This window comes from Frankia sp. CcI49 (assembly GCF_001983215.1).
In the GTDB taxonomy this organism is placed as follows: domain Bacteria; phylum Actinomycetota; class Actinomycetes; order Frankiales; family Frankiaceae; genus Parafrankia; species Parafrankia irregularis.
Genome location: NZ_MOWP01000050.1, coordinates 34,799 through 56,264 on the forward strand (window position 1 = coordinate 34,799; position 21,466 = coordinate 56,264).

Genomic DNA, 21,466 nt, shown 5'->3' on the forward strand with positions numbered 1-21,466 from the left:
CCCGGCGGTCATTCGCACGACCTGTACCTGCATCTGTACGACGAGGGGAGTCGTCGATGAGCCTGACTTCGGACCAGTCCTCGGCTGCCCCAACGGCCGCGCACCCGACCCCGCAGGTTCCGGCCCCGCAGGTTCCGGCCCCGTCGACGGCGGCGCCGATGGAGGAGGCCGGGCCGTTCGAGGCCGGGACCGCGGTACTGACCGGCGCACCACAGCCACAGCCGCAGCCCGCCGACGCCCACCGTGACCCGGTGGTCGACACCCTGGCGCGCGGACGCGACCACCTGCTCTCCCTCCAGGCCGACGAAGGCTGGTGGAAGGGCGAGCTGGAAACCAACGTCACCATGGACGCCGAGGACCTCATGCTTCGGCAGTTCCTCGGCATCCTCACGCCGGCGACGGCGCAGGAGACCGGACGCTGGATCCGTTCCCAGCAGCTCCCCGACGGCGGCTGGGCCACCTTCTACGGCGGCCCGTCCGACATCTCGACGACCATCGAGGCCTACGTCGCGCTCCGACTCGCCGGTGACGATCCGCAGGCCCCGCACATGCGGTCCGCGGCCGAGTGGGTGCGTGCCGCCGGCGGCATCGCCGCGTCCCGGGTGTTCACCCGGATCTGGCTGGCCCTGTTCGGTGAATGGTCCTGGGACGACATCCCGGTGCTGCCCGCGGAGCTGTCCTTCCTGCCGCCCTGGTTCCCGCTGAACATCTACGACTTCGCCTGTTGGGCCCGCCAGACCGTGGTCGCGCTGACGATCGTCGGCTCGCTGCGGCCGGTGCGCTCGCTCGGCTTCACGCTGGACGAGCTGCGGGTCCCGGCTCCGAAGCCGGTGAAGTCCCCGCTGCGCAGCTGGGCCGGGGCGTTCGAGCGGCTCGACGTGGTGCTGCACCGCTACGAGAAGCGGCCCTTCCAGCCGCTGCGCCGCCTCGCGCTGCGCCGCGCGGCCGAGTGGGTGATCGCCCGGCAGGAGGCGGACGGCTGCTGGGGCGGGATCCAGCCGCCCATGGTCTACTCGATCATGGCCCTGCACCTGATGGGCTACCCGCTCAACCACCCGGTGATCTCGATGGCGTTCCGCGCCCTCGACCGGTTCACGATCCGTGAGCAGACCCCGGACGGGATGGTCCGCCGCATCGAGGCGTGCCAGTCACCGGTCTGGGACACCGCGCTCGCGGTCGTCGCGCTGTCCGACGCCGGCGTGCCCGGCGACGACCCGGCCATGGTGCGGGCTGGTCGCTGGCTCGCGGACGAGGAGGTCCGGGTCGCCGGTGACTGGGCGATCCGCCGCCCCACCCTCGCTCCGGGCGGCTGGGCCTTCGAGTTCGACAACGACTTCTACCCGGACGTCGACGACACCGCCGAGGTGGTCATCGCCATCCACCGCCTGCTCGGGGACGGGCACGGCCCGGTGGATCATTCGGACGGCTCCGGGCCCGGATCGGCGGCAGCGGCCGCGGCCGCCGCGGCGGCTTCGGCCGGGTCCGCCGCGGCCGGCACCATCGCCGCCGCCGACCCGGAGCTCGCCCGTGAGCTGCGTGCCGCCGCGGAGCGGGGCGTCGACTGGTCGGTGGGGATGCGCTCGTCGAACGGAGCCTGGGGCGCCTTCGACGCGGACAACGTCCGCACCCTGGTCACGAAGATCCCGTTCTGTGACTTCGGTGAGGTCGTCGACCCGCCGTCGGCGGACGTCACGGCGCACATGGTCGAGATGCTCGCGCTGCTCGGCCGGGCCGATCACCCGATGACCCAGCGGGCCGTCCGTTGGCTGCTGGACAACCAGGAGGCCGGCGGATCCTGGTTCGGCCGCTGGGGTGTCAACCACGTGTACGGCACGGGTGCCGTGGTGCCGGCGCTGATCTCCGCGGGAGTCAGCGCGAGCCACCCGGCGATCCTCGCCGCCGCGCACTGGCTGGTCGAGCACCAGACATCCGACGGTGGCTGGGGCGAGGACCTGCGCTCCTACCGCGAGGACTCGTGGATCGGACGCGGCGAGCCGACCGCCTCGCAGACCGCCTGGGCGCTGCTGGCACTGCTGGCCATGGAGCCGGAGCGCGGCAGCGTCGAGTGGGAGTCGATCGAACGCGGCATCCGCTGGCTGTGCGACACGCAGCGCGCGGACGGCACCTGGGACGAGCCGCAGTTCACCGGGACGGGCTTCCCCTGGGACTTCTCCATCAACTACCACCTGTACCGGCTGGTCTTCCCGGTGACAGCCCTCGGCCGGTACGTGAGCCTCACCGGGAGGGCGACGCGATGAGCATCCCGGCAGCGGACAGCGGCGGCGCGGCCGAGCACGGCGGCGGCGCGCGTTCCGCGAGCTCACGTGACCGTGACAGCCAGGTGACGAACCCGGGGCCGACCACGGTCACGCCGCGGGGTGCGACGCCGCGGGCGTCGATCCCCGAGCAGGCCGGTGCCGTTCCGCCGGCGGGTGGCCCGTCGCGGGCCGGCATCGCCTCACCGCTGGCGCTCGCCCGCTGGGTCGAGGCACCGGACACCGTCTCGGAGCTGTCGCTTCCGGCGGATCCCGACGCGCCTGGATCGAGCCCGGCGGGAGCGGCGGGCGCGGCGGGTGCCAAGGGGTCGCCCGTACAGCCGGCCCCCCGCGCGCAGCGGCTCGTGGTCGCGGCCGCCCTCCGGCTGGAGGCCTTCGCGATCAGCCGGGCCGATCTGCCCGAGGGAACCACCATCGTGCGGACCGGGATGGGGCCGGACCGCGCGCACCGCGCGAACCGGGTGGTGCGGGAGGCTCGGCCGGATGCACTGGCGATCGTCGGTCTGGCCGGCGGGCTGACCGACGAGACCCGGCCCGGCGACGTCGTCGTCGCCAGCGAGCTGCGCCTCGCTGACGGAACGGTGGTCGCCACCTGCCCGACAGCGCCGCTGCTCGCCGGTGAGCTGCGGCGCGGTGGCCTGCGGGTGCACGTCGGCCCGATGGTCTCGGTCGAGAAGGTGGCGACCGGCGCGGCCCGGACCGAACTGGCCGCGACCGGGGCCATCGCGGTGGATATGGAATCCGCGACTCTCGCGCCCGGCGCGGGAGACCGGCCGATCGCGGCGGTCCGGGTGATCGTGGACACCCCCGCCGAACCGCTGGGCAAGCTGGACCTGTTCCGGCGTGGGGTGACCGGTCTGCGCACGATCAGCGCGCTCGGCCCGGCCCTGCGCGCCTGGGTCGACGCCGTGGCCAACCGCCGCCTGCTGCTCGCCGAGCCGCGCGCGTTCTGCGCCGGGGTCGAGCGGGCCATCGAGGTCGTGGAACGCGCGCTGGAGCTGCACGGCGCGCCGGTCTACGTGCGCAAGCAGATCGTGCACAACACCCATGTGGTCGCCGACCTGGCCAGCCGGGGTGCGATCTTCGTCGAGGAACTGGACGAGGTCCCGGCCGGGGCCACCGTCGTGTTCTCCGCGCACGGTGTGGCACCCGCGGTCTGGGACCAGGCCGGTGACCGTGGGCTCGACGTCATCGACGCGACCTGCCCGCTGGTGGAGAAGGTGCATGCGGAGGCGCGCCGGTTCACCGCCCGGGGTGACACGGTGCTGCTCATCGGGCACTCCGGCCATGAGGAGGTCGAGGGCACCCTCGGCGAGGTACCGGGCCGGATCCAGCTGGTCGAGTCACCCGAGGCGGTCAAGGACCTGCAGGTCGAGGACCCCGAACGGGTCACCTACCTCATGCAGACCACACTGGCCGTGGACGAGGCGGAGGAGGTCGTGGACGCCCTGCGGGTCCGCTTCCCCGCGGTGGTCGGCCCGGGCTCGGCGGACATCTGCTACGCCACGTCCAACCGGCAGAACGCGGTGCGCCGGGTCGCGGCCGAGGCCGATCTCGTCCTGGTCGTGGGTTCGGAGAACAGCTCGAACTCCAAGCGGCTGGTCGAGGTCAGCGAGCGCGACGGGGTGGCGGCCCATCTGGTGGAGAGCGTCGGTGACGTCCAGCTGGAATGGCTGCGTGGGGCGCGCACCATCGGCATCTCGGCCGGGGCGTCGGCGCCGCCGCTGCTCGTCGAGGAGCTGACGGCCGCGTTGTCCGGGCTCGGCTCGGCCTCGGTGACGGTCCGTTCGGTGGGGACGGAGTCGATCTCCTTCCACCTGCCGAAGGAGGTCCGCCGACCGCTTTCAGAACGGAAGTGACGTCGGCGCGCGGAGTTGCGGCTCCCGCGCGCCATCGGCACCGTTACCGAAGCGTCATCGGCTACCGAAGCACCATCGGCGGCCCGGGTATGAACCTGTACCCGGGCCGCCGACGTGTTCTCCCGCCTGACTGGCGCCCGGGTGGGCCACAGGCCACAGTGTGTTCTCGCGAGATGCGTTCACGAAGGTGCCGCAGATGTCTGTGTCATGAATTTGTCAGGCCGCGCCGGATGCTCCGCGTCACCCGGATCCGAATAGCGCAGGGTGACCATCGTGATTCAAAACGCCGGCGGTTGACTACCCCGAGTGACCTTGCGTCGTTCCAGCATTGCCGATGGACTGTCAAAGTGGCTGGTCGGGCCTTCCGGTGTCCCCGTGAGCGGCTGCGACAGCTTTTGCCCACGTGTGTGCCGGGCCTCATTCCGTGATCGACATGCAGGCTGTACGTACAACCTGTATGGTCGTTCCAAGACCTCGGGTCGCTACTGATGCGGCCGATGAAAGGGGGGCGTGAGCCGTGGCTGTCGCCTGGCGGTACTCACTCCGCGTTGGAACGTATCTGGCGAAGCAGAAGCTGCTCCGCCGGAAGCACTTTCCGCTCGTTCTGGAGCTCGAACCACTGTTCGCCTGCAACCTGTCCTGCACGGGTTGTGGCAAGATCCAGCACCCCGCATCCGTCCTGAAGCAGCGCATGAGCGTTGAGGACGCGCTGGCGGCGGTCGAGGAGTGCGGCGCTCCGGTCGTCGCCATCGCCGGCGGCGAGCCGCTGATGCACCCGCAGATGCACGAGATCGTCAACGAGCTCGTGAAGCGGAAGAAGTTCGTCATCCTCTGCACCAACGGGTTGCTGTTGCAGAAGAAGCTGAAGAACTTCACTCCGTCGCCGTACTTCACCTTCGTGCTGCACATCGACGGCCTGAAGGATCGGCACGACGCGATCGTCGAGAAGCCCGGCACCTTCGACGAGTGCGTCGCTGCCTTCAAGGCCGCGAAGGCCGCCGGCTTCCAGGTCGGCAGCAACTCGACCTTCTTCAACAACGACAGCCCGCAGGACGTCATCGACGTCATCAACTTCCTGAACGACGAGCTCAAGGTCGACCAGATCCAGCTCTCGCCGGGCTACGCCTACGAGAAGGCGCCGGACCAGGAGCACTTCCTGGCGGTCGAGGAGACCCGCCAGATGTTCTCCAAGGTCTTCGGCGACGGCCGTCGCAAGCGGTGGCGTCTGAACCACTCACCGGTGTTCCTGGACTTCCTTGAGGGGAAGAAGGAACTGTCCTGCACCGCGTGGGGAATTCCGAGCTACTCGCTCTTCGGCTGGCAGAAGCCGTGCTACCTCATGTCGGACGGCTACGTGAGCTCCTACAAGGAGCTCGTCGAGACGACCGACTGGGAGGCCTACGGCCGGGGCAAGGACCCGCGTTGCGCCAACTGCATGGCGCACTGTGGCTACGAGACCTCCGCCGTGCTGGCCACCATGGGCTCGCTCAAGGAGTCGATCCGCGCCGCGCGGATGGGCGCCTGAGCCTCGAACGAAACGGCGTAACGGCGTCAGCGCTGGCGTAATGAGGCCGGTGCGCCGCAGACCGTGAAGTGACGATGCCGCCTCGACCCGTCCAGGGTCGGGGCGGCATCGCTCTTTTCGGGGGGCGCGGGTCAGGCGACGGCTTTGCCCGCGAAGTACATGCCGAGCAACCCGGCCGCCATGAGTACCACCCACAGATCGGTGAGCCGGCACAGCAGGCGCGGCGCGTGCCGGACCTCCATGAACTCACGCATGATGATGCGAACCTTGACCAGGGCGAGGACGATCGCGCCGACCGTGGCCGAGGTGCTCGCGACCGGGGTGCCGTGATCGTCCGCGGAATGATCGATCCACAGGTAGGCGGCCGTGATGGCTGACAGGACGATCCAGGCGGCGAAAAGCCTCTTGTTCGATGCGCTGAGCACGGATCACCTCGCGACGTAGAGCAGTGCGAAGATCAGGACCCAGAGGAAGTCGACCGTGTGCCAGTAGGTGGCGCAGGTCTCGACCACCTGCTGGTCGCGTCGCCGGGGATCGGCGAGCTGACGGACCACGATGCCGACGACGACGAGCCCGATCAGCAGGTGGACGGCGTGGATCGCGGTGAGGAAGAAGTAGTGCGTGAAGAACTCGCCGCTGGTCAGGGTGTGGCCCGCGGTGATGTGCCCGGCCCACTCCGCGATCTTGAGGGCGAGGAAGAGCAGACCCAGCGCGGCGGTGACACAGGCGTCCCGCACGGCCGCCTGGTAACGGCCCGCGCGTGCGTTCTGGACGCAGCGGGCGACCGACCACGAGCTTGTCAGCAGGACGATGGTGTCGATGATCCCGAGCCAGAGGTCGAGGTGCGCCTGCTCCTGGAGAAAGGCCGCCTCGTGCTGGGCACGGTAGAAGAGGTACACGCCGAAGTAGGACGTGAAGATGAGGGACTCGACGAGAACGAGGACCCACATGTCCGGCTGGCCGGGCACCCGCCGCGCCTTCGCCGCCTCGGTTGGCGGCGCCTGCGTGGTCGTCATGAGGCCGCCTCCGCCGCCGCCGTGTTCCGGCGGGCCCGCCTGGGCGGGAGGTCGGGCAGCGGGCCGGTACCGAAGTCCTCGCGGATGATCACGTTTCGCAGCAGGTTGATGAAGACGCCGGTGTAGATCCCGAAGACGACCACATTGATCCACCAGGCGATCAGCCCGTTCCAGGCGAAGACACCGCGGTCGAAGATCCAGGCCGGTGCGACGACGACCTCGGTGACGGCGTTGCAGAGGTTCAGGTAGCCGAACCACTTCGGGAAGACCCGGTTGCGGTCGAGGAGGATCGCCGCCATCCATATCAGGGAGCCGACGAGGAAGACGCCCATGGTGCCGGAGAACGACAGGAATCCGAGGTCGTAGAGCCACTGCTGCAACCGCGGGTCGCGTTCCGGCCGCATGGCTCCGGCGGTCAGCGCCACGCAGATGAACAGGAAGCCCGGGACCGCGCTCACCGAGTAGAGAATCAGGTAGGAGTAGGCGAACGCGCGGCTGACCGACATCCGCCGGATCGTGTAGGTGATCAGGGCGATGGACGTCGCCGAGAGGCCGCCGAGAACGAAGATCAGCGCGAGCCCCACGAGCAGCCCGTCATGATGGCTCGCGAACCAGCCGGGGACCTCGGCCGCGGTGTACGACGGGCTGCCGGGTGGCTGGGTGCGGGTGAGCACGAAGAAGACGACTGTGTACAGCTGGTAGAACGCGAGGACCGCGAACCACATCAGCCAGAGCTCACGCTTCGGGTTGTCGCCCCGGGCGAAGGGCCTCATGCGGTGGCCTCGGCCGCGGCGCCGTCACGCGGTACCGCCCGGGCCAGAACGACCGACATCACGATGATCCAGAGTGCGATGGCACTGTTCCGGACCCAGAACGACAGGAATCCGTCCCAGGCGAAAACGCCGTTGTGCGCCAGGYCCGCGAAACCCGCCGGAACAAGCGCGACTGCGACCGCGATGTTGAAATGCGCGATCCATGTCCGGAAGACCGGGGTCTCCTGCCGATCCAGGTAGATGGCGACCGCCAGGAAAAGGCTCTGCGCCACCAGAAAAGGAACTCCGCAGGTCAGTGTGATCCAGGCGAGGTCGTTGTAGAGGTGGGTGAGCTCCGGTGCGCGCTCGGGCCGGAAGGCAGCCAGGAGCCAGAACACGCTCGCGGTGAGAAAGGCGATGGGTGCGGCGCCGGCGCAGCCGATCATGCAGTAGCGCAGGACCGGGGTTCGCTGCGCCATACCGCGCATCCGCTCCACGATCAGCATCAGGATCGGGATCAGCGCCACGCAGAACCAGTTGAAAACAATCATGCTGTAGCGGACGCGGGCGGTGTTCTCGCGGTAGAAGGCCGCGACCTCGTCGGCCGAGGAGCGCGGCGACATCGGCGGTAGGAAACCGGGGAAGAGGAAAAACGCGGCGACCCACAGGACCGCAGCTGCGGGCAGCGTCCATAAGATGATCCGCTCGCCGTTCACAGGTCTCATGGGGCGGCAGAGTAGTCGATCGGCTATCCAGCTGTCTAGCTGATCGGCTATCCGGCCCGGGTAGCCGGCAACAAATGCAGGTCACCGGTCCTGGGGCAGTCGACTAGCTGACCGGCTATCCAGCTGTTTCGCCGGGCAACTAGCCTGGGGCGATGCGCCCGACCACCACGGCCCGGCCCGCCCTCCGCCTGGCTGAGATCAGCTACAGCCCGGCGCAGGTCCGCGTCCTCACCGCCGCCCTCGACCTCTTTGCCGACAACGGGGTCGCCGGCACCACGCTGCAGATGATCGCCGACCGGATGGGGGTCACGAAGGCGGCGATCTACCACCAGTTCAGGACCAAGGAAGAGATCGTCATCGCCACGGCCGATTACCATTCGGTCCCGCTCGAGGCCGCCGTCGAGCGGGCCGAGGCGGCGCAGGACCGGGTCGAGGCGCGTCGAGTGCTGCTACAGCAGCTGATCGACTTCGCGGTGCGAAACCGCGCGGGGGTCAGCGCGTGGCGCGGTGACCCGGTGATGACGCGGATCCTCATGAAGCATGAGCCGTTCCGCGGGCTGACGGAGCGCATCTACACGCTGCTCGTCAACGAGGACGCCGGCGCGGGCGGCGTGGACGCCGGCGCCGACCGCGCCGACCGCGCCGACCGCGCCGGCGTGGACGGCGAGGAGCGCGAGAACGACTCGCGCATCCCCGCCGCGATACTGGTTGGGGTCATCACCGCGGTCGGCCAGCCCGGCCTCGCCGCGATCGATCCGCGGATCCTGCGGGAACAGGTCTTCCGCTACGCCTGCCGCCTGCTGAACCTGCCCGACTGAGCCGCTCGGCGGACGCAGGCACCCGACCGGCCGAACCCCGCCCGGGTGGGGGGTCGGTCGTCGGTGGGAGTCAGTCGTCAGGCATCAGACGTGGCCATGTGGGGCGCCGGCGCTGACCGCTGGCTGGTCGGCCAGGTCGCCGCCACGGCGACCGAGACCGCGCAGCAGGCGGTCCAGCACGATCCCGACCTCGGTTCGGGCCCGGTCGGGATCCGCGGCCCGCGCGGTGTAGAGGCTCGCCTCGGACAGCAGCGCCGCGACCAGTCGGGTGAGCGGAGCGACCGGCAGCGGATCGATGCGGCCCTCGGCCGCCGCCCGCTCGAGCCACTCGGAGAGCAGCCGGTAGCCGTGCTGCTCGACCAGCTGGTCCCAGGCGTCGTTGCCGAGGACCGCCGGGCCGTCGATGAGCACGATGCGCTGGAAGTCACTGTCCGTGGTCGAGATGTCGAGCAGGGACTGGAAGCCCGTGCGCAGCTGCGTCCAGGCGTCGCTGGGCAGCTCGGCACCGCGGGCGAGCTCACCCGCGACAAGCTGCTCGGCGACCTCCATGGCGACCTGTTCCATCACGGTCCGGAACAGGTCGGCCTTGTCCCGGAAGTGGTGGTACAGCGCTCCTCGGGTGACCCGTGCGTCCGCGACTATCTCTTCGGTGCCGGTGGCGGCATAGCCCTGTTCGGCGAACCTGCGGCGGGCCGCAGCCAGCAGTACCTGACGGGTATCGCCCGTCTGTTCGGGCCGACGGCTGCGTGTCACCCCTTGATTATGGTGCAGGTTCTGGCGATGCACCGGCCGTCGGCCGCCAGGCGGCCAGTTCCACATCCGGATCGAGACCGTCGTCGTGGCGGTCGCGGGCCGGCAGCTTCGTCATTACACGTTCGACCTTCTCAACCCCCGCGCCGGACCTCAGCTGCACCTCGGGGATGAACAGGACCGTGAGCAGCGCCAACACAGCCAGCGGGACGCAGATCAGGAAGACATCCGCGACGCCCAGGCCGTAGGCGTGATGCACGACCGAGGCCACCGCGTCGGGCAGCCTGGACGGGTCGGGTACGGAGCGTCCGTCCCCAAGAGTGTCGGCGGGCAGACCGTTTGCGCGCAGCCCGGAGATCGTGGCGTTGCTGACGTGGGTGCTGAGCACCGCGCCGAGGGCCGCCACACCGGCCGAACCACCGAGGCTGCGGAAGAACGCCACGGCCGAGCTCGTGGACCCCAGATCCTCCGCGGAGGCGGAGTTCTGGGCGGCGAGCACCAGGTTCTGCTGCACCATTCCGAGCCCCGCGCCCATCAGGCAGGCGAACAGTGACACCGTCACCAGCGGCGTGTGGTCGCTGACCGTGCCTAGCAGGCCCAGGCCCGCGCCGATGAGGATCGTGCCCAGGACCAGGAGGCGCTTCCAGCGGCCGGTCTCGGTGATGATGCGCCCCGCGATCAGGGAGGCGATCGCCAGGCCGCCGACCATCGGGATGGTGAGCAGACCCGACAGCGTCGGGCTCTTGCCCCGGCCCAGCTGGAAGTACTGGCTGAACAGCAGGTTGGCGCTGTACATCACGGTGCCGACGCAGGCGCTGGCGATGATCGTGAGAACGATGGTCCGGTCGCGGAAGAGCCGCAGCGGGACGATCGGCTCCTTCGCCCGCGCCTCGACCGCCACGGCGACCGCGAGCAGGGCCAGACCGCCGCCGAGCAGGAGCGCGGACTCACCCGAGACCCAGCCGAAGCTCGATCCCGCCAGCGACGTCCAGATGAGCAGGCAGCTGACGCCGGCGGCGATCAGCGTCGCGCCGAGGTAGTCGATCGAGACGTCGCGGCGCACGGACGGCAGCTGCAGCGTGCGCTGGAGCACCACGAACGCGACCACGGCGATGGGCAGGCCCAGGTAGAAGCAGGCACGCCAGCCCAGCCCGGGGACGTCGACGATCACGCCGCCGATCAGCGGGCCGCTGATGGTGGCGACGGCGAACGTCGCGCCCAGGTAGCCGCTGTAGCGGCCCCGCTCCCGCGGGGCGATCATGCCGGCCATCGCGATCTGCACCAGAGCGGACAGCCCGCCGACGCCGATGCCCTGCACCACCCGGAAGGAGATGAGCATGGTGGTGGACGTCGAGATCCCGGCGAGCACCGAGCCCAGGACGAAGATCGTGAGTGCGGTCTGGACCAGGAGCTTGCGGTTGAACAGGTCCGCCAGCTTGCCCCAGATAGGTGTGGTGGCGGTCATCGCGAGCAGCGTCGCCGTGACCACCCAGGTGTAGCTGGTCGAGCTGCCGTGCAGATCAGAGATGATCTTCGGTAGGGCGTTCGTCACGACCGTCGACGAGATCATGGCGACGAACAGGGCGAGCAGCAGGCCGGTGAGGGCCAGCATGGTCTCCCTGTGCGTCAGCCCGGCCGGGCTGGCTTTCCGCTGGCGCAGCTCCTCCGGTGTGTCCCTGCGGGTCTTCGGTGCGCGCTTGGTCGCGCTGGGGCTGCGGCCGCCCGGCAGGTCGGGCGAAGTCGTCGAGGTCGACGTGACGAACCTCCCTTGGTTGGTTCATACAACTAAATTTAGTAAAGCATCTGTCTGAGTCGATAGCGAGCCCAAAACCGAAAATCAGGGCCCTTCTCGGTGTGACCTTGCGCTCGCGCAACCCCGTTCGGAGCCCGTTCGGAACCCGGGCGGACTGGGGGAAGCGGGGTGTGACAGCGCCATGGCGCACCAGCCGGGACGGTGCGGGACTGATCCGTCCTGGCGAGTTCGGGGGGCGTGGCCGTGTGGCATCCTGCCTGGCGTGCTTCCACTGCTGGTGATCGCGCTGATCTCGCTCGCTTCGTGGGTCTTTCTGGCGCTGGGCTGGGGGTTCTTCTGGCGCACGGATCAGCGGCTGCCGCGTGCCGACGGGGCGGAACCGTCCGGCGAGTGGCCATCGGTCGTCGCGGTGGTCCCCGCCCGGGACGAGGCCGACGTACTGCCCCTCACGCTGACCTCGCTGCTGACCCAGGATTACCCAGGCCCGCTGAGCATCGTCCTGGTGGACGACGCCAGTACGGACGGGACGGGCGAGATCGCCCAGAAGCTGGCCGCGCAGGCCGCGGCCGACCGCCTGAACGGTGCGGGCCTGAACGGTGCGGGCCTGAACGGTGCCGGCCTGAACGGTGCCGGCTTGGACAATGCCGGTCCGGACGATGCCGGCTCGGGGGGCGCGGTGACCCTGACCGTCATCGGGTCCAGCGAGCCGCCCGCCGGCTGGACCGGCAAGCTCTGGGCGCTCCGGCACGGCGTCGCCGCGGCCGGCCCGGCGGACTTCCTGCTGCTCACGGACGCTGACATCGGCCATGAACCGGGCTCGGTCCGCGCGCTGGTCCGGGCGGCGACCGACCATCGGCTGGATCTCGTCTCGCAGATGGCCAGGCTGCGGGTCAGCACCGGCTGGGAGAAGCTGATCGTCCCGGCCTTCGTTTATTTCTTCGCGATGCTCTATCCGTTCCGGTGGTCGAACAATCCGCGATCACGGGTCGCCGCGGCGGCCGGGGGATGTTCCCTCGTCCGCCGGCGGGCGCTGATCGAGGCCGGTGGCATCGAGGCGATCCGGGACGCCGTGATCGACGACGTCACGCTCGCTCGGCTGATCAAGAACAAGCGTGGGCGAACCTGGCTTGGGCTCGCGGACCACGTGTCCAGCCGGCGGCCGTACCCGCGTCTGGCGGACCTGTGGGACATGGTGGCGCGTACCGCCTACGCGCAGCTCTTCTGGTCTCCGCTGCTGCTGGTCGGCACCGTGTTCGGGCTCGCCGTGGTCTTCGTGGCGCCGGTGGCCGCGACCGTGGTCGGGATCGTCGCGGGTGACGTCGCGGTCGCCGCCGCCGGCCTGCTGGCCTGGTCGATCATGATCACCACCTACACGCCGATGCTGCGGTACTACGGCCAGCCGGCGCGCAGCGCACTCGCGTTGCCCTTCACCGCCGCGCTCTACCTCGCCATGACCATCGACTCCGCCCGCCGGCACCGGGCCGGCCGGGGCGCCGCGTGGAAGGGGCGCACCTACGCGGCCCCCGAAGGAAAGCGGGCCGGCCAGCGGGCCGAGCCGGCGGCGCAGGCAGGGAACGTCGTCGTCCGCCAGCGCGCGGACGACGACACCGAGAGCACCGAGAACACCGAGAACACCGGGACGTCGCAGCAGCCTGAGGGCGGCCCCGTCCCGGACCGGGCTGATGATCGCATCGAGGCCGGCCGGCGGACCGGCGAGGAGCCCTGACCCGGCCGGCCGGGTCAGGGCAGGTCGGCGAACACCACCAGGTTGTCCCGGTAGCTTGACCGGGCCCGGTCGAAGACACCGCCGCAGGTGATCAGCCGCAGCTCCGGCGCGCCGGTGGGGCCGTACACCTCGGCGGCGGGCAGGGCATCCTTCGGGAACCAGGCCCGCCGGCGCACCACGAAGACCGCGGACGTCCCGTCGGCCCGCTCGACCTCCACGCGATCACCGGYGGCGAGCTCCCGCAGGCGGAAGAACACCGCCGGGCCGGTCCGCGAATCCACGTGGCCGGCGATCACCGCTGTGCCCGGCTCGCCCGGCTCCGGGCCGGCGGCGTTCCACCCGGTCTCCTCGAACCTGGACGGGGCTCGCAGCCGTCCGCTGTCGTCGAGGGTCAGCGACACGACCGGCGCGGAGACGTTGATCGCCGGGATCCGGACCCGCACCGGTTCGGCGACCTGACCCGCGCCCAGGCCCGTGCTAGTCCGTGCGGCTGTGCCCGGGGTGAGGCCCCCACCGGCGGCCTGCGTGCCGCCGGTGGGGGCCGCGTCCCGCACCGGCCGGCTGGCCGGAACGGTCCCGCTCACCGATGGTGCGGTCGGCCGTTCCGCCGGCCGCGCACCGCAGCACACCGACCAGGGGAGCAGGGCCGCGAGCGCCGCCGCGGGCAGCCAGCGCCGCCGCCATGGCCGGCCCGGTTCCGCCGCGTTCCGGCTTCCGCCCCCGGTTCCGCTCTGGCTTTCGCGCCCGGTCCCGGCCATGTCTCGGGGCCGCGCCCAGCTTTCGCCCCGGGGCGCGTGCCCGGCTCCCGTTCCGGCCACGATCAGTCGGCGGCCCCGGCCCGGCGCCGCCGTAGGCCGAGGCCGGTGAGCGTGGCGCCGACGGCAGCGAGCGCGCCGAGACCAGTGCCGCCCGCGGCCAGTGCGAGACCTGTCTGGCCGGCCGCGTCGGCCGCGTCGGTCGCGCCGGCCCGGCCGGCCGCGAGGGTGGCGGGTGCGGTCGCCGTGCCCGTGCTCGTGCTCGCTGTGCCACCGGCGCCCGTGTCGATGCCGCCGACCGGAAGGGCCGAGTCGCCGTCGAGGGCCGCGTCGGCGCAGCGCTGACGGGCCGCGGCCTGCTCCGCCGGGGACGCCCCCGCACCCGCCCGATCGCAGGTGGGCGGGACCGCCACCTCCGTCGGCACCGGGGCGGCGTCTCGCGCCGTGGGCAGGGGCGCTTCGGCCCGGGGGCTGGGGACGGTGGTGGCCCCGGCAGCCGCGTCGCCGGCGCTGGCGGGAACCGAAGGCGGGGCCGCGGCCGGCCCGGCTACCGAGGCCGGCCTCGGTGCCGGGCTGGGGGCGGCCGTGGTGCCCGCGGCGTGTGCGGCACCAGCGCCGGCACCGACCAGCGCCGCGGCCAGCCCGACCGTGCCCAGCAGCCTGGACCCGGCCCGCGGCACCCTGCGCCCCGCGGCACCCCGGCCGTGCCCGGTGCCGGTGCGCCGATGAACCGCGCGATCGTCAGCATCAGTGTTGTGACCCATCGAGTCATGACCTCGCTTCGATAGTCCGCGTGCCGCGTCGACCCCCGGCATGGGAACGACGCTCGTCGCTGACCGTGGGTTGGGGGTGAGCCCCCGGTGAGAGCCTTCTCATCGGCTCCGGGGCCGCCTGGCGCGGCGAGTCCGCGGCGCCCTGACGGAGTGTCCGCGGCGCGGTGCCGGAGAAGCGTGTGCGGTGGAGACGTCTGTGAACATCCCGTTAGCCTTTGTGGCTATGAGGCGCATTCGGCGTGACGGGCGCCACCGGCCGGCCACCCGAGTCCGTGCCACCTCCAGGGAGATCCGCCGCAGGCTGCCGACGGCGGCCCCGGGTGTCGTGCTGGCCGCGGTGGTCGCGGCGGCGATCGTCGTACCCGGGTTCGGAGTCGCGGTCACCGGCGGCAGCATGCCGCCGCCGCCTGATCTCGGCGGCCCGATCCTGCTGCCCGCGGGCGTCCCGACGCCGACGCCGGGGCCGGGCGGTGTCTCCGCCGAGCCGGTGCCGATGCCTACCGAGGCGGTGCCCGGCGCCGTGCCGGACGAGGACGCTCGGCGTCGGCTCGCGGAGATGGCCGAGTCGCGCCAGGGCACGGAGGAGCTGGCGCGCGCCGGTGCCCTCGGCGGAGTCCCGGCGGTGACGGTCCGTCCGCTGCCGGCCGCCGTGGCGCCCGAGCCGTCGGCGGCGCCGGAGCCGGCGGCCTGGCCCGAGCCGGCGGTCACGGTGCCGTCCCCGCCGGCCAGCCCGACCCCGTGACCGAGCTGTTCACGACGCGGAGATGAGTGAGTTCTCATCAGCGTCACATGCGCGCCGAGGGCTGCCTCGACCAGGCTGGTGGGCCGTGAGGCCGTTCCGGACACGCCGTGCCACGCGGCACGTGACGACCTCGGCGCGCCTGCGGATCCTCGGCTGGCAGGTGTTGCTGGTGGCCGTGGCCCTTGCGGGGTCGGTGCTGGTCTCGCGCGAGGTGCTGCTGGCTCGGGTGGACGAGCGGGTCGACCGTGGCCTGGCCCGCCAGGTCGCCGAGCTGCGCCGGCTCGCGACGGCCTCCGTCGACCCGCGCACGTCCCAGCCGTTCTCGAACGTGCGTGACCTGCTCCAGGCACATCTGGAGCGCACGATTCCGGGGCCCAACGAGACCATGCTCGCGCTCGTCGACGGCGCGCCGTTCCGGCGCAGCGCCGAGGAGCCGGTCTATCGCCTGGACAGCGACCGGCAGGTGGTCGCGACGTTCGCCGCGGACCCGCAGCCGCGCTACGGGACGATCCGGACGCCGGCCGGCGAGGTTCGGTTCGCCACGGTCCCGGTCCAGGTGGCGGGCGCGCCGGAGCGGGGAGTGTTCGCCGCGGCGGTCTTCGTCGACCGGGAGCGGGCCGAGGTCGGGGAGGTGGTCCGGGTGCTGGCGATCGTCGGGTTCGCGGCTCTCGCCCTGGCCGGAGCCGGGGGCTGGCTGGTGGCGGGCCGGGTACTCGCTCCGGTCCGGGAGCTGCGCCGCACCGCCCAGGTCATCAGTGACACGGACTTCTCCCGGCGGATCCCCGTGGCGGGCCGGGACGAGATCGCGGAGCTGGCGCGCACGTTCAACGGCATGCTCGATCGCCTGGAGGACGCCTTCGCGACCCAGCGGGCGTTCGTCGACGACGCCGGGCACGAGCTGCGTACCCCGATCACGATCATCCGCGGGCATCTGGAACTGCTCTCCGACGACCCGGCGGAACGCACGGAGACCGTCGCCCTGGTCACCGACGAGCTTGACCGGATGAGCCGCATGGTCGACGACCTGCTGACGCTCGCGAAGGCCCGGCGGCCCGACTTCCTCCAGGTCGCGGAGGTCGACCTGACCGCGTTCACCGATGACCTGATGTCGCGGGTCTGCGCGTTGGCGTCGCGGCGGTGGCGACTGGCGGGGACGTGCCCGGGCACTGCGGTGATGGACCGCCACCGTGTCACGCAGGCGGTCGTCCAGCTCGCGCAGAACGCCGTGCAGAACACCGACACCGGCGACGAGGTGCGCCTCGGCTCCCGCCCGTACGCCGACGGGGTGTGCTTCTGGGTCACCGACACCGGGCCGGGGGTCGTGCCCGGGGACCGGGAGCGGATCTTCGAGCGGTTTGCGCGCGGTCAGCCCGGTCGTGGGTCGTCCGAGGGCGCCGGGCTCGGCCTGGCCATCGTGCGCGCCATCGCGATCGCGCACGGCGGGGACGTCCGCGTGCTCGGTGAGCCCGGCGACGGCGCGACCTTCGAGCTGACCGTGCCTCGCCAGGGGCCGGCCGGTGGGGCGCGGGTGGGTACCGCCCGGGGGCGTGACCTGGCTCGGGAGGGTGACTGACGTGGCCCACCGGGTACTGATCGCCGAGGACGAGTCCCGCATCGCCTCCTTCATCGAGAAGGGCCTGCGCGCCAACGGGTTCCTGACGGTCTGCGCCCGCGACGGGGCGTCCACGCTGGACCTCGTCCTGCAGGGCGGCATCGACCTGGTCGTCCTCGACCTGGGCCTGCCGGACATCGACGGCTTCTCGGTGCTGCGGCGGCTGCGCGGGGCCGGCGTGGCCGCTCCCGTGGTCGTCCTGACCGCGCGGGACGGCGTGCGTGACACGGTGGCGGCGCTGGAAGGCGGAGCCGACGACTACATGACCAAGCCGTTCCGTTTCGAGGAGCTGCTGGCCCGCGTCCGGCTGCGGCTGCGGGGCGACCGGGCGCCGGAGCCGACCGTGCTGCGGGTCCGGGATGTCAGCCTCGACCTGCGCACCCGCCAGGCGCAGGTGGGCGGCCGGACGATCGACCTGACGGCCAGAGAGTTCCTGCTCGCAGAGATGTTCCTGCGCCACCCGGGCCAGGTGCTCGCCCGCGAACAGCTCCTCTCGGCGGTCTGGGGCTACGACCACGACCCCGGCAGCAACATCGTGGACGTCTACGTCGGCTACCTCCGCCGCAAGATCGGTGCGGGCTGCATCACCACCCTGCGTGGCATGGGGTACCGGCTGGAAGCCTGACAGACCCGGCTCGCGGGCCCGTCGCGGCCACCGGTCCTGGCGCTGCCAGGAGCCGGCGCTGCCAGGAGCCGGCAGTGCCAGGAGCCGGCAGTTCAAGGCGTAGGCGTTACCGGGTGTCGGCGGGGGTGTCGGCCAGGTCGCCGGTGAGCGGTCCGGCCAGTGCGTCGAGGCGGCGGCGCAGCGTCACCGCGTCGCCTGCCAGCGCGCTGACGAGCGCACCCGGTCCGGCCAGCCGCAGCGCAGCGACCCCGTCCGCCACCGAGCCGGAACCGGCAGCCGAATCGAAGCTGGTAGCGGGGCCCGCGACCAGGACCGAGCCAATGGCCCGCGCGCCGGCGAGCACGGCCGGACCGGCTGCCCCGGGCAGGTCCGGGCCCAGCCGGAGCTCCTGGCACAGCAGCGGCCGCCGCCGCGGCACCGAAGACGCCGGGTGCACTGATGGTGCCGGGGGTGCTTCCCGGTCGACGTCGACGTCCACGCGCAGTGAGGTCGTCAGGCTGCCGCCCGGCTCCCCGAACCGGCCGAGCAGGATCTCCTCGCGGTAGCGCAGCGACGAGTCCGGCGTGAGGGTGATCTCGGTGGTCATCCGGTGCCGGGCGCCGGCGGCGACCACGGTCGGCTCGGGGAGCCAGCTCAGCGCCGCCGCCGGGCCGACCTGTGCGTGCACCGCGAACGTCGACGGACCGGCGCCGTGACCGGGCAGCGCCACGGTCGCGGCCACCGACCGCACGACCAGGTGCGCCCCCGCGCCCACGGCGATGTCGAGGCCGAGGTCGTCGCCGGCGAGCGGGCCGCCGGCACCACCCACGAGGTGGATCACCACCACTCGCCCCGACCCGCCGGTGCGCCGCAGGATCACAGGCACCGCGGACCGCAGCTCGGCGATCCTGGCGGTGCCGTCGGCGTCCAGCTCGACGCGCAGGGCCGCGCGTGCCCGAACGGCTGTGCGGGACGGGGTCGACAGCCTGGTCGTCGGGGCGGGATCGGGCGTCGTCACTCTCGCCGTCGCCGTCGCCGGCGTTCCCGTCGCTGGCGCCGCCGTTGCTGTCACCGGCGCGGGCTCAGCGGGGGTGGGCAGGCGACGGCAGCTGGGCGAGCACCCAGTCGGCGACGTCCGCGGCCCCGGTGTCGGAGCGGAGGTTGGTGAACAGCACCGGGCGGTCCGCGCGCTCGCCGCGCATGGCGGCCGCGTCGCGGGCCATGACCTCCAGGTCGGCGCCGACGAGCGGGGCGAGGTCGGTCTTGTTGATGACCAGCAGGTCACTGTTGGCGACGCCGGGCCCGCCCTTGCGGGGCACCTTGTCGCCGCCCGCGACGTCGATTACGAAGATCTGCCGGTCGATCAGGCCGTAGCTGAACGTCGCGGTGAGGTTGTCACCGCCGCTCTCGACCAGGATGAGGTCGAGCCGGCCGAGCTCGGCCTCCAGGTCCTCGACCGCGTCGAGGTTGGCCGTGATGTCATCCCGGATCGCCGTGTGCGGGCAGCAGCCCGTCTCGACGGCTCGGATCCGGACGGGGTCGAGGACCCCGGCGGCGCGCAGGAAGTCGGCATCCTCGGTGGTGTAGATGTCGTTCGTCACCACCGCGAGGCGGACCCGGCCTGCCAGTACCCGGCACAGCGCCGCCACCAGCGCCGTCTTGCCGCTCCCGACCGGACCGCCGACTCCGACGCGAAGCGCGCGGTCGGTCGGCGGCGGCCCGGCGGGCGTGCCGGGCGGGCTCTGCCAGCGTGGCCCCGACTCGGTCGCGGAGCTGGGCGAGGGTAGGCCTACCCCGTCGACCAGTGAGCCGCCTACCGCGCCACGTCGATCGTGATCAAGGTGCACCGGTCGTCGCTCCTGTTCCTGCCTGTGCCGGGTGTCCCGCTGGTGCTCGGTGTGCTGCGTTGGGTGGCCCGCCTGCCTGCGTGTTTGCCCGTCTGCCTGCTCCGGCCCTGCGTGCGAAGCGTAACGCCCGCCAGCACCAGCCCGACTCACATGCCTCTCTCACGTGCCCCTGGGGACGGACACGCGTACATGATCAATAGCATTCGGGACACCGGCGGTGCCGTGTTCGTCCGACCGGATGAGCACGGGGAGCCCCTCGGGTGGCACCCGCGGCCCGAACGCTGGTGCCGCGGCGATGTCTGCACGCGGCGATGTCTGCATCCCGGCCGGCGTCGCCCTGTCCCGGCTTCAGGCGCCGTCCCGGCCTGGTGACGACGGCGATCGGCGCGTCGGCCACCGTCCTGTACTCGGTCCTCGGGACGGCGACGACGCGCTGCGTTGCTTCCGCGAGCTGGCCTCGGCCGCCTTCGCCGCGAGCGCACCGTCCGGCAGCCCCGGCCCGACCTGAAGACCAGGCTCTCAGGACGTGAACATGCGGACCTGGGCTGTCCGGTGCCGTTCGGAGAGCAGGTCGAGGTGCGGTGCGCTGCCGGCGGGAAGGCTGGCGGGGGAGCCGAGGGACGCCTGGTCGGCTTGGAAGGCGGTGCTGTCCACCGAGGCGGCGATCTCCGCGAGCAGGCCGGTGACGGCCAGCGGGTCGAGGCCGAGGAGCCGGACGGCCGCCGTCGCCGGGCCGTTGACCGAGGCGTGGGCGGCGGCGAGGGCCGCGTCGCGTGGTTCGAGGCCGGCGGCGGCGGCGACCAGGCCGAGCGCCACACAGTGATGCGGTGCGCTCGGCTGGGCGGGTACCGGCCAGGCGGCCCGGGCCACCCGCATCAGCGCCCGGCCCTGCGCCCGGCTGGCGGCACGCTGCGCCGGCGACGGAGTGCGGGCGTCGACCTCGTCATCGAACGCCGCCAGGACATCCAGCAGCGGCACGCCCTTCGTCCCGGCCGCGTGGGCGGGGCCGGCCGGGTTGGCGGGGCCGGCCGCGTGGGCCGGGCTGGCCGGGCCGGCGGGGCTGGCGGGGCCGGCAGAGGCGGCTGCGGCGGCCGAGGCGGCGGCGTGGACCGCGCGGCAGACCCCTGCGGCGAAGGAGGCGGCGAGCAGGCCCGCGGTCGCGAGCCGGCCGCGCAGGAACTCGGCGAGGTCGTCGAGCCCGGTGATGTCGCCACCGAGCACGGCGGCCTCCACCCCGCCGGAATGCGCATGGCCGCCCGCGGGCAGTCGACCGTCTGCCAGCAGTAGCAAGGCGGCCCGTGCCTCTACGTGACCTGTCGTGGTCGGATCCGCATTCATGCCACCTATCCTTGTCCACCACGCTCGGGCCGTTCGGCCCGCCCCCGGCCTGCGTGGACGGATCGGCGTCAGGTCGCTTCTGCGACATGTCGCCCACGCTCGGCGCCCGGCCATGCCAGTCTCGGCCGATGTCGATGCAGCAGAGACACCGTCCGGGCCTGCGCCGCAGCGGAAATGCGCGCGTCGCGTTGGCCCTGGTGGGGGCACTGGCGGTGTCCTCGGGAGTGGCCGCCTGCTCGGATCGTCCGCCGAAGCCGACCTGTAAGGCCGGCTACGTGGCGGACTGGGACGACGACGACCACGAGTGGGAGTGCGACCGCAAGAGTTCGGGCTCGAGCTCGTCGAAATCGTCGGGCTCGGGTGGTTCGCACCGATCGTCGAAGCGGCGCTGACCGCCGGCAACGCGGCCGGACTCCCGATAGCCGGCAGCCCGGCCCCCAGACCCCGGCCCCCCAGACCCCGGCAGCTCGGTGGCCCGGTTTGGCGAGTCGCAAGAGTGAAGGATTTTGGTCGTCAGGGAGCCTGTAGCAAATTGGTGGCGGGGATTCGGGTGATCGTTGGGTGTGCGGGTCTGGTGACCTGCCGCCGGCCGAGG

Annotated in this window: 20 protein-coding genes; 9 read left to right on the plus strand and 11 right to left on the minus strand. The window is 72.0% G+C overall.

From position 1 onward, the window contains the following. The first annotated feature begins 56 nt into the window (after positions 1 to 56). The 3 genes from CcI49_RS37710 (at position 57) to hpnH (ending at position 5,660) form a co-directional block, all read left to right on the plus strand. Complete coding sequence (locus CcI49_RS37710; protein WP_076834421.1) at positions 57 to 2,258, plus strand: terpene cyclase/mutase family protein; 2,202 nt, start codon at positions 57 to 59, stop codon at positions 2,256 to 2,258. Then, entirely contained in the window at positions 2,255 to 4,135 is a 1,881-nt protein-coding gene (gene ispH, locus CcI49_RS37715; protein WP_076834423.1) for a 4-hydroxy-3-methylbut-2-enyl diphosphate reductase, read from the plus strand. The genes CcI49_RS37710 and ispH overlap by 4 nt, the downstream gene beginning before the upstream one ends. A gap of 517 nt (positions 4,136 to 4,652) precedes the next feature. Beyond that, complete coding sequence (gene hpnH, locus CcI49_RS37720; RefSeq protein ID WP_054564607.1) at positions 4,653 to 5,660, plus strand: adenosyl-hopene transferase HpnH; 1,008 nt, start codon at positions 4,653 to 4,655, stop codon at positions 5,658 to 5,660. A 131-nt stretch (positions 5,661 to 5,791) separates the two neighbouring features. Here the strand turns inward: hpnH and CcI49_RS37725 are convergent, their stop codons facing one another. Genes CcI49_RS37725 through CcI49_RS37740 form a run of 4 tightly spaced genes read right to left on the minus strand, consistent with a single transcriptional unit; the run spans position 5,792 to position 8,153 of the window. Continuing rightward, on the minus strand, positions 5,792 to 6,085 hold the full coding sequence (locus CcI49_RS37725; protein ID WP_054564606.1) for a cytochrome C oxidase subunit IV family protein: 294 nt from the start codon (positions 6,083 to 6,085) through the stop codon (positions 5,792 to 5,794). A 3-nt stretch (positions 6,086 to 6,088) separates the two neighbouring features. Then, positions 6,089 to 6,676 (minus strand): cytochrome c oxidase subunit 3, encoded by a 588-nt coding sequence (locus CcI49_RS37730; RefSeq protein WP_076834425.1) that lies wholly within the window; start codon positions 6,674 to 6,676, stop codon positions 6,089 to 6,091. After that, positions 6,673 to 7,449, minus strand: a complete 777-nt coding sequence (locus CcI49_RS37735) for a hypothetical protein (RefSeq protein WP_054564604.1) — start codon at positions 7,447 to 7,449, stop codon at positions 6,673 to 6,675. Before CcI49_RS37735 ends, CcI49_RS37730 begins: the two co-directional genes overlap by 4 nt. Further along, the gene (locus CcI49_RS37740) at positions 7,446 to 8,153 is read right to left on the minus strand and encodes a hypothetical protein (protein ID WP_076834427.1); all 708 of its coding nucleotides are present in this window, start codon (positions 8,151 to 8,153) and stop codon (positions 7,446 to 7,448) included. Before CcI49_RS37740 ends, CcI49_RS37735 begins: the two co-directional genes overlap by 4 nt. A gap of 152 nt (positions 8,154 to 8,305) precedes the next feature. Between CcI49_RS37740 and CcI49_RS37745 the strand changes: the two genes are divergently transcribed. Then, entirely contained in the window at positions 8,306 to 8,971 is a 666-nt protein-coding gene (locus tag CcI49_RS37745; RefSeq protein ID WP_054564602.1) for a helix-turn-helix domain-containing protein, read from the plus strand. 84 nt (positions 8,972 to 9,055) lie between these two features. Here the strand turns inward: CcI49_RS37745 and CcI49_RS37750 are convergent, their stop codons facing one another. Together CcI49_RS37750 and CcI49_RS37755 are read right to left on the minus strand one after the other, a co-directional pair. Beyond that, complete coding sequence (locus tag CcI49_RS37750) at positions 9,056 to 9,724, minus strand: TetR family transcriptional regulator (RefSeq protein ID WP_054564601.1); 669 nt, start codon at positions 9,722 to 9,724, stop codon at positions 9,056 to 9,058. A gap of 7 nt (positions 9,725 to 9,731) precedes the next feature. Then, positions 9,732 to 11,333: an MDR family MFS transporter gene (locus tag CcI49_RS37755; RefSeq protein WP_054564600.1), complete on the minus strand. Its 1,602-nt coding sequence runs from the start codon at positions 11,331 to 11,333 to the stop codon at positions 9,732 to 9,734. Positions 11,334 to 11,736: 403 nt separating this feature from the next. On the opposite strand from CcI49_RS37755, the gene CcI49_RS37760 reads away from it, so the two are divergent. Next, positions 11,737 to 13,200, plus strand: a complete 1,464-nt coding sequence (locus tag CcI49_RS37760) for a glycosyltransferase (RefSeq protein ID WP_076834429.1) — start codon at positions 11,737 to 11,739, stop codon at positions 13,198 to 13,200. A gap of 14 nt (positions 13,201 to 13,214) precedes the next feature. Here CcI49_RS37760 and CcI49_RS37765 read toward each other — a convergent pair whose 3' ends face one another. Both CcI49_RS37765 and CcI49_RS37770 read right to left on the minus strand, forming a co-directional pair. Next, positions 13,215 to 13,784 carry a class F sortase gene (locus CcI49_RS37765; RefSeq protein ID WP_241840500.1) on the minus strand — a complete coding sequence of 190 codons (570 nt, stop codon included), beginning with the start codon at positions 13,782 to 13,784 and terminating at the stop codon, positions 13,215 to 13,217. Positions 13,785 to 14,020: 236 nt separating this feature from the next. Further along, positions 14,021 to 14,719, minus strand: a complete 699-nt coding sequence (locus CcI49_RS37770) for a hypothetical protein (protein WP_076834431.1) — start codon at positions 14,717 to 14,719, stop codon at positions 14,021 to 14,023. A gap of 205 nt (positions 14,720 to 14,924) precedes the next feature. On the opposite strand from CcI49_RS37770, the gene CcI49_RS37775 reads away from it, so the two are divergent. The 3 genes from CcI49_RS37775 to CcI49_RS37785 all read left to right on the plus strand — a co-directional run bounded on the left by CcI49_RS37775 (position 14,925) and on the right by CcI49_RS37785 (position 17,707). Continuing rightward, on the plus strand, positions 14,925 to 15,470 hold the full coding sequence (locus CcI49_RS37775) for a hypothetical protein (protein ID WP_158230882.1): 546 nt from the start codon (positions 14,925 to 14,927) through the stop codon (positions 15,468 to 15,470). A gap of 121 nt (positions 15,471 to 15,591) precedes the next feature. Beyond that, complete coding sequence (locus CcI49_RS37780) at positions 15,592 to 17,043, plus strand: HAMP domain-containing sensor histidine kinase (RefSeq protein ID WP_235497545.1); 1,452 nt, start codon at positions 15,592 to 15,594, stop codon at positions 17,041 to 17,043. A gap of 1 nt (position 17,044) precedes the next feature. Further along, positions 17,045 to 17,707, plus strand: coding sequence for a response regulator transcription factor (locus CcI49_RS37785; protein WP_054564595.1), 663 nt, complete (start codon positions 17,045 to 17,047; stop codon positions 17,705 to 17,707). Positions 17,708 to 17,813: 106 nt separating this feature from the next. On the opposite strand, the gene CcI49_RS37790 is transcribed toward CcI49_RS37785, so the two are convergent. Beyond that, positions 17,814 to 18,704: an urease accessory protein UreD gene (locus CcI49_RS37790; RefSeq protein WP_054564594.1), complete on the minus strand. Its 891-nt coding sequence runs from the start codon at positions 18,702 to 18,704 to the stop codon at positions 17,814 to 17,816. 64 nt (positions 18,705 to 18,768) lie between these two features. After that, positions 18,769 to 19,491 carry an urease accessory protein UreG gene (ureG, locus tag CcI49_RS37795; protein WP_116437614.1) on the minus strand — a complete coding sequence of 241 codons (723 nt, stop codon included), beginning with the start codon at positions 19,489 to 19,491 and terminating at the stop codon, positions 18,769 to 18,771. A gap of 337 nt (positions 19,492 to 19,828) precedes the next feature. On the opposite strand from ureG, the gene CcI49_RS37800 reads away from it, so the two are divergent. Next, positions 19,829 to 20,041 carry a hypothetical protein gene (locus CcI49_RS37800; RefSeq protein WP_131831291.1) on the plus strand — a complete coding sequence of 71 codons (213 nt, stop codon included), beginning with the start codon at positions 19,829 to 19,831 and terminating at the stop codon, positions 20,039 to 20,041. A gap of 11 nt (positions 20,042 to 20,052) precedes the next feature. On the opposite strand, the gene CcI49_RS37805 is transcribed toward CcI49_RS37800, so the two are convergent. Continuing rightward, positions 20,053 to 20,871 (minus strand): urease accessory UreF family protein, encoded by an 819-nt coding sequence (locus tag CcI49_RS37805; protein WP_076834437.1) that lies wholly within the window; start codon positions 20,869 to 20,871, stop codon positions 20,053 to 20,055. Positions 20,872 to 21,466: the final 595 nt, after the last annotated feature.

Excerpts from the sequence above, each read along its gene's own strand:
- CcI49_RS37745 (WP_054564602.1), top strand. The coding sequence starts at position 8,306 with ATGCGCCCGACCACCACGGCCCGGCCCGCCCTCCGCCTGGCTGAGATC.
- CcI49_RS37755 (WP_054564600.1), bottom strand. The coding sequence starts at position 11,333 with ATGCTGGCCCTCACCGGCCTGCTGCTCGCCCTGTTCGTCGCCATGATC.
- CcI49_RS37710 (WP_076834421.1), top strand. The coding sequence starts at position 57 with ATGAGCCTGACTTCGGACCAGTCCTCGGCTGCCCCAACGGCCGCGCAC.
- CcI49_RS37805 (WP_076834437.1), bottom strand. The coding sequence starts at position 20,871 with ATGAATGCGGATCCGACCACGACAGGTCACGTAGAGGCACGGGCCGCC.
- CcI49_RS37735 (WP_054564604.1), bottom strand. The coding sequence starts at position 7,449 with ATGAGGCCCTTCGCCCGGGGCGACAACCCGAAGCGTGAGCTCTGGCTG.
- CcI49_RS37730 (WP_076834425.1), bottom strand. The coding sequence starts at position 6,676 with ATGACGACCACGCAGGCGCCGCCAACCGAGGCGGCGAAGGCGCGGCGG.
- CcI49_RS37770 (WP_076834431.1), bottom strand. The coding sequence starts at position 14,719 with ATGGGTCACAACACTGATGCTGACGATCGCGCGGTTCATCGGCGCACC.
- CcI49_RS37800 (WP_131831291.1), top strand. The coding sequence starts at position 19,829 with ATGTCTGCACGCGGCGATGTCTGCATCCCGGCCGGCGTCGCCCTGTCC.
- ispH (WP_076834423.1), top strand. The coding sequence starts at position 2,255 with ATGAGCATCCCGGCAGCGGACAGCGGCGGCGCGGCCGAGCACGGCGGC.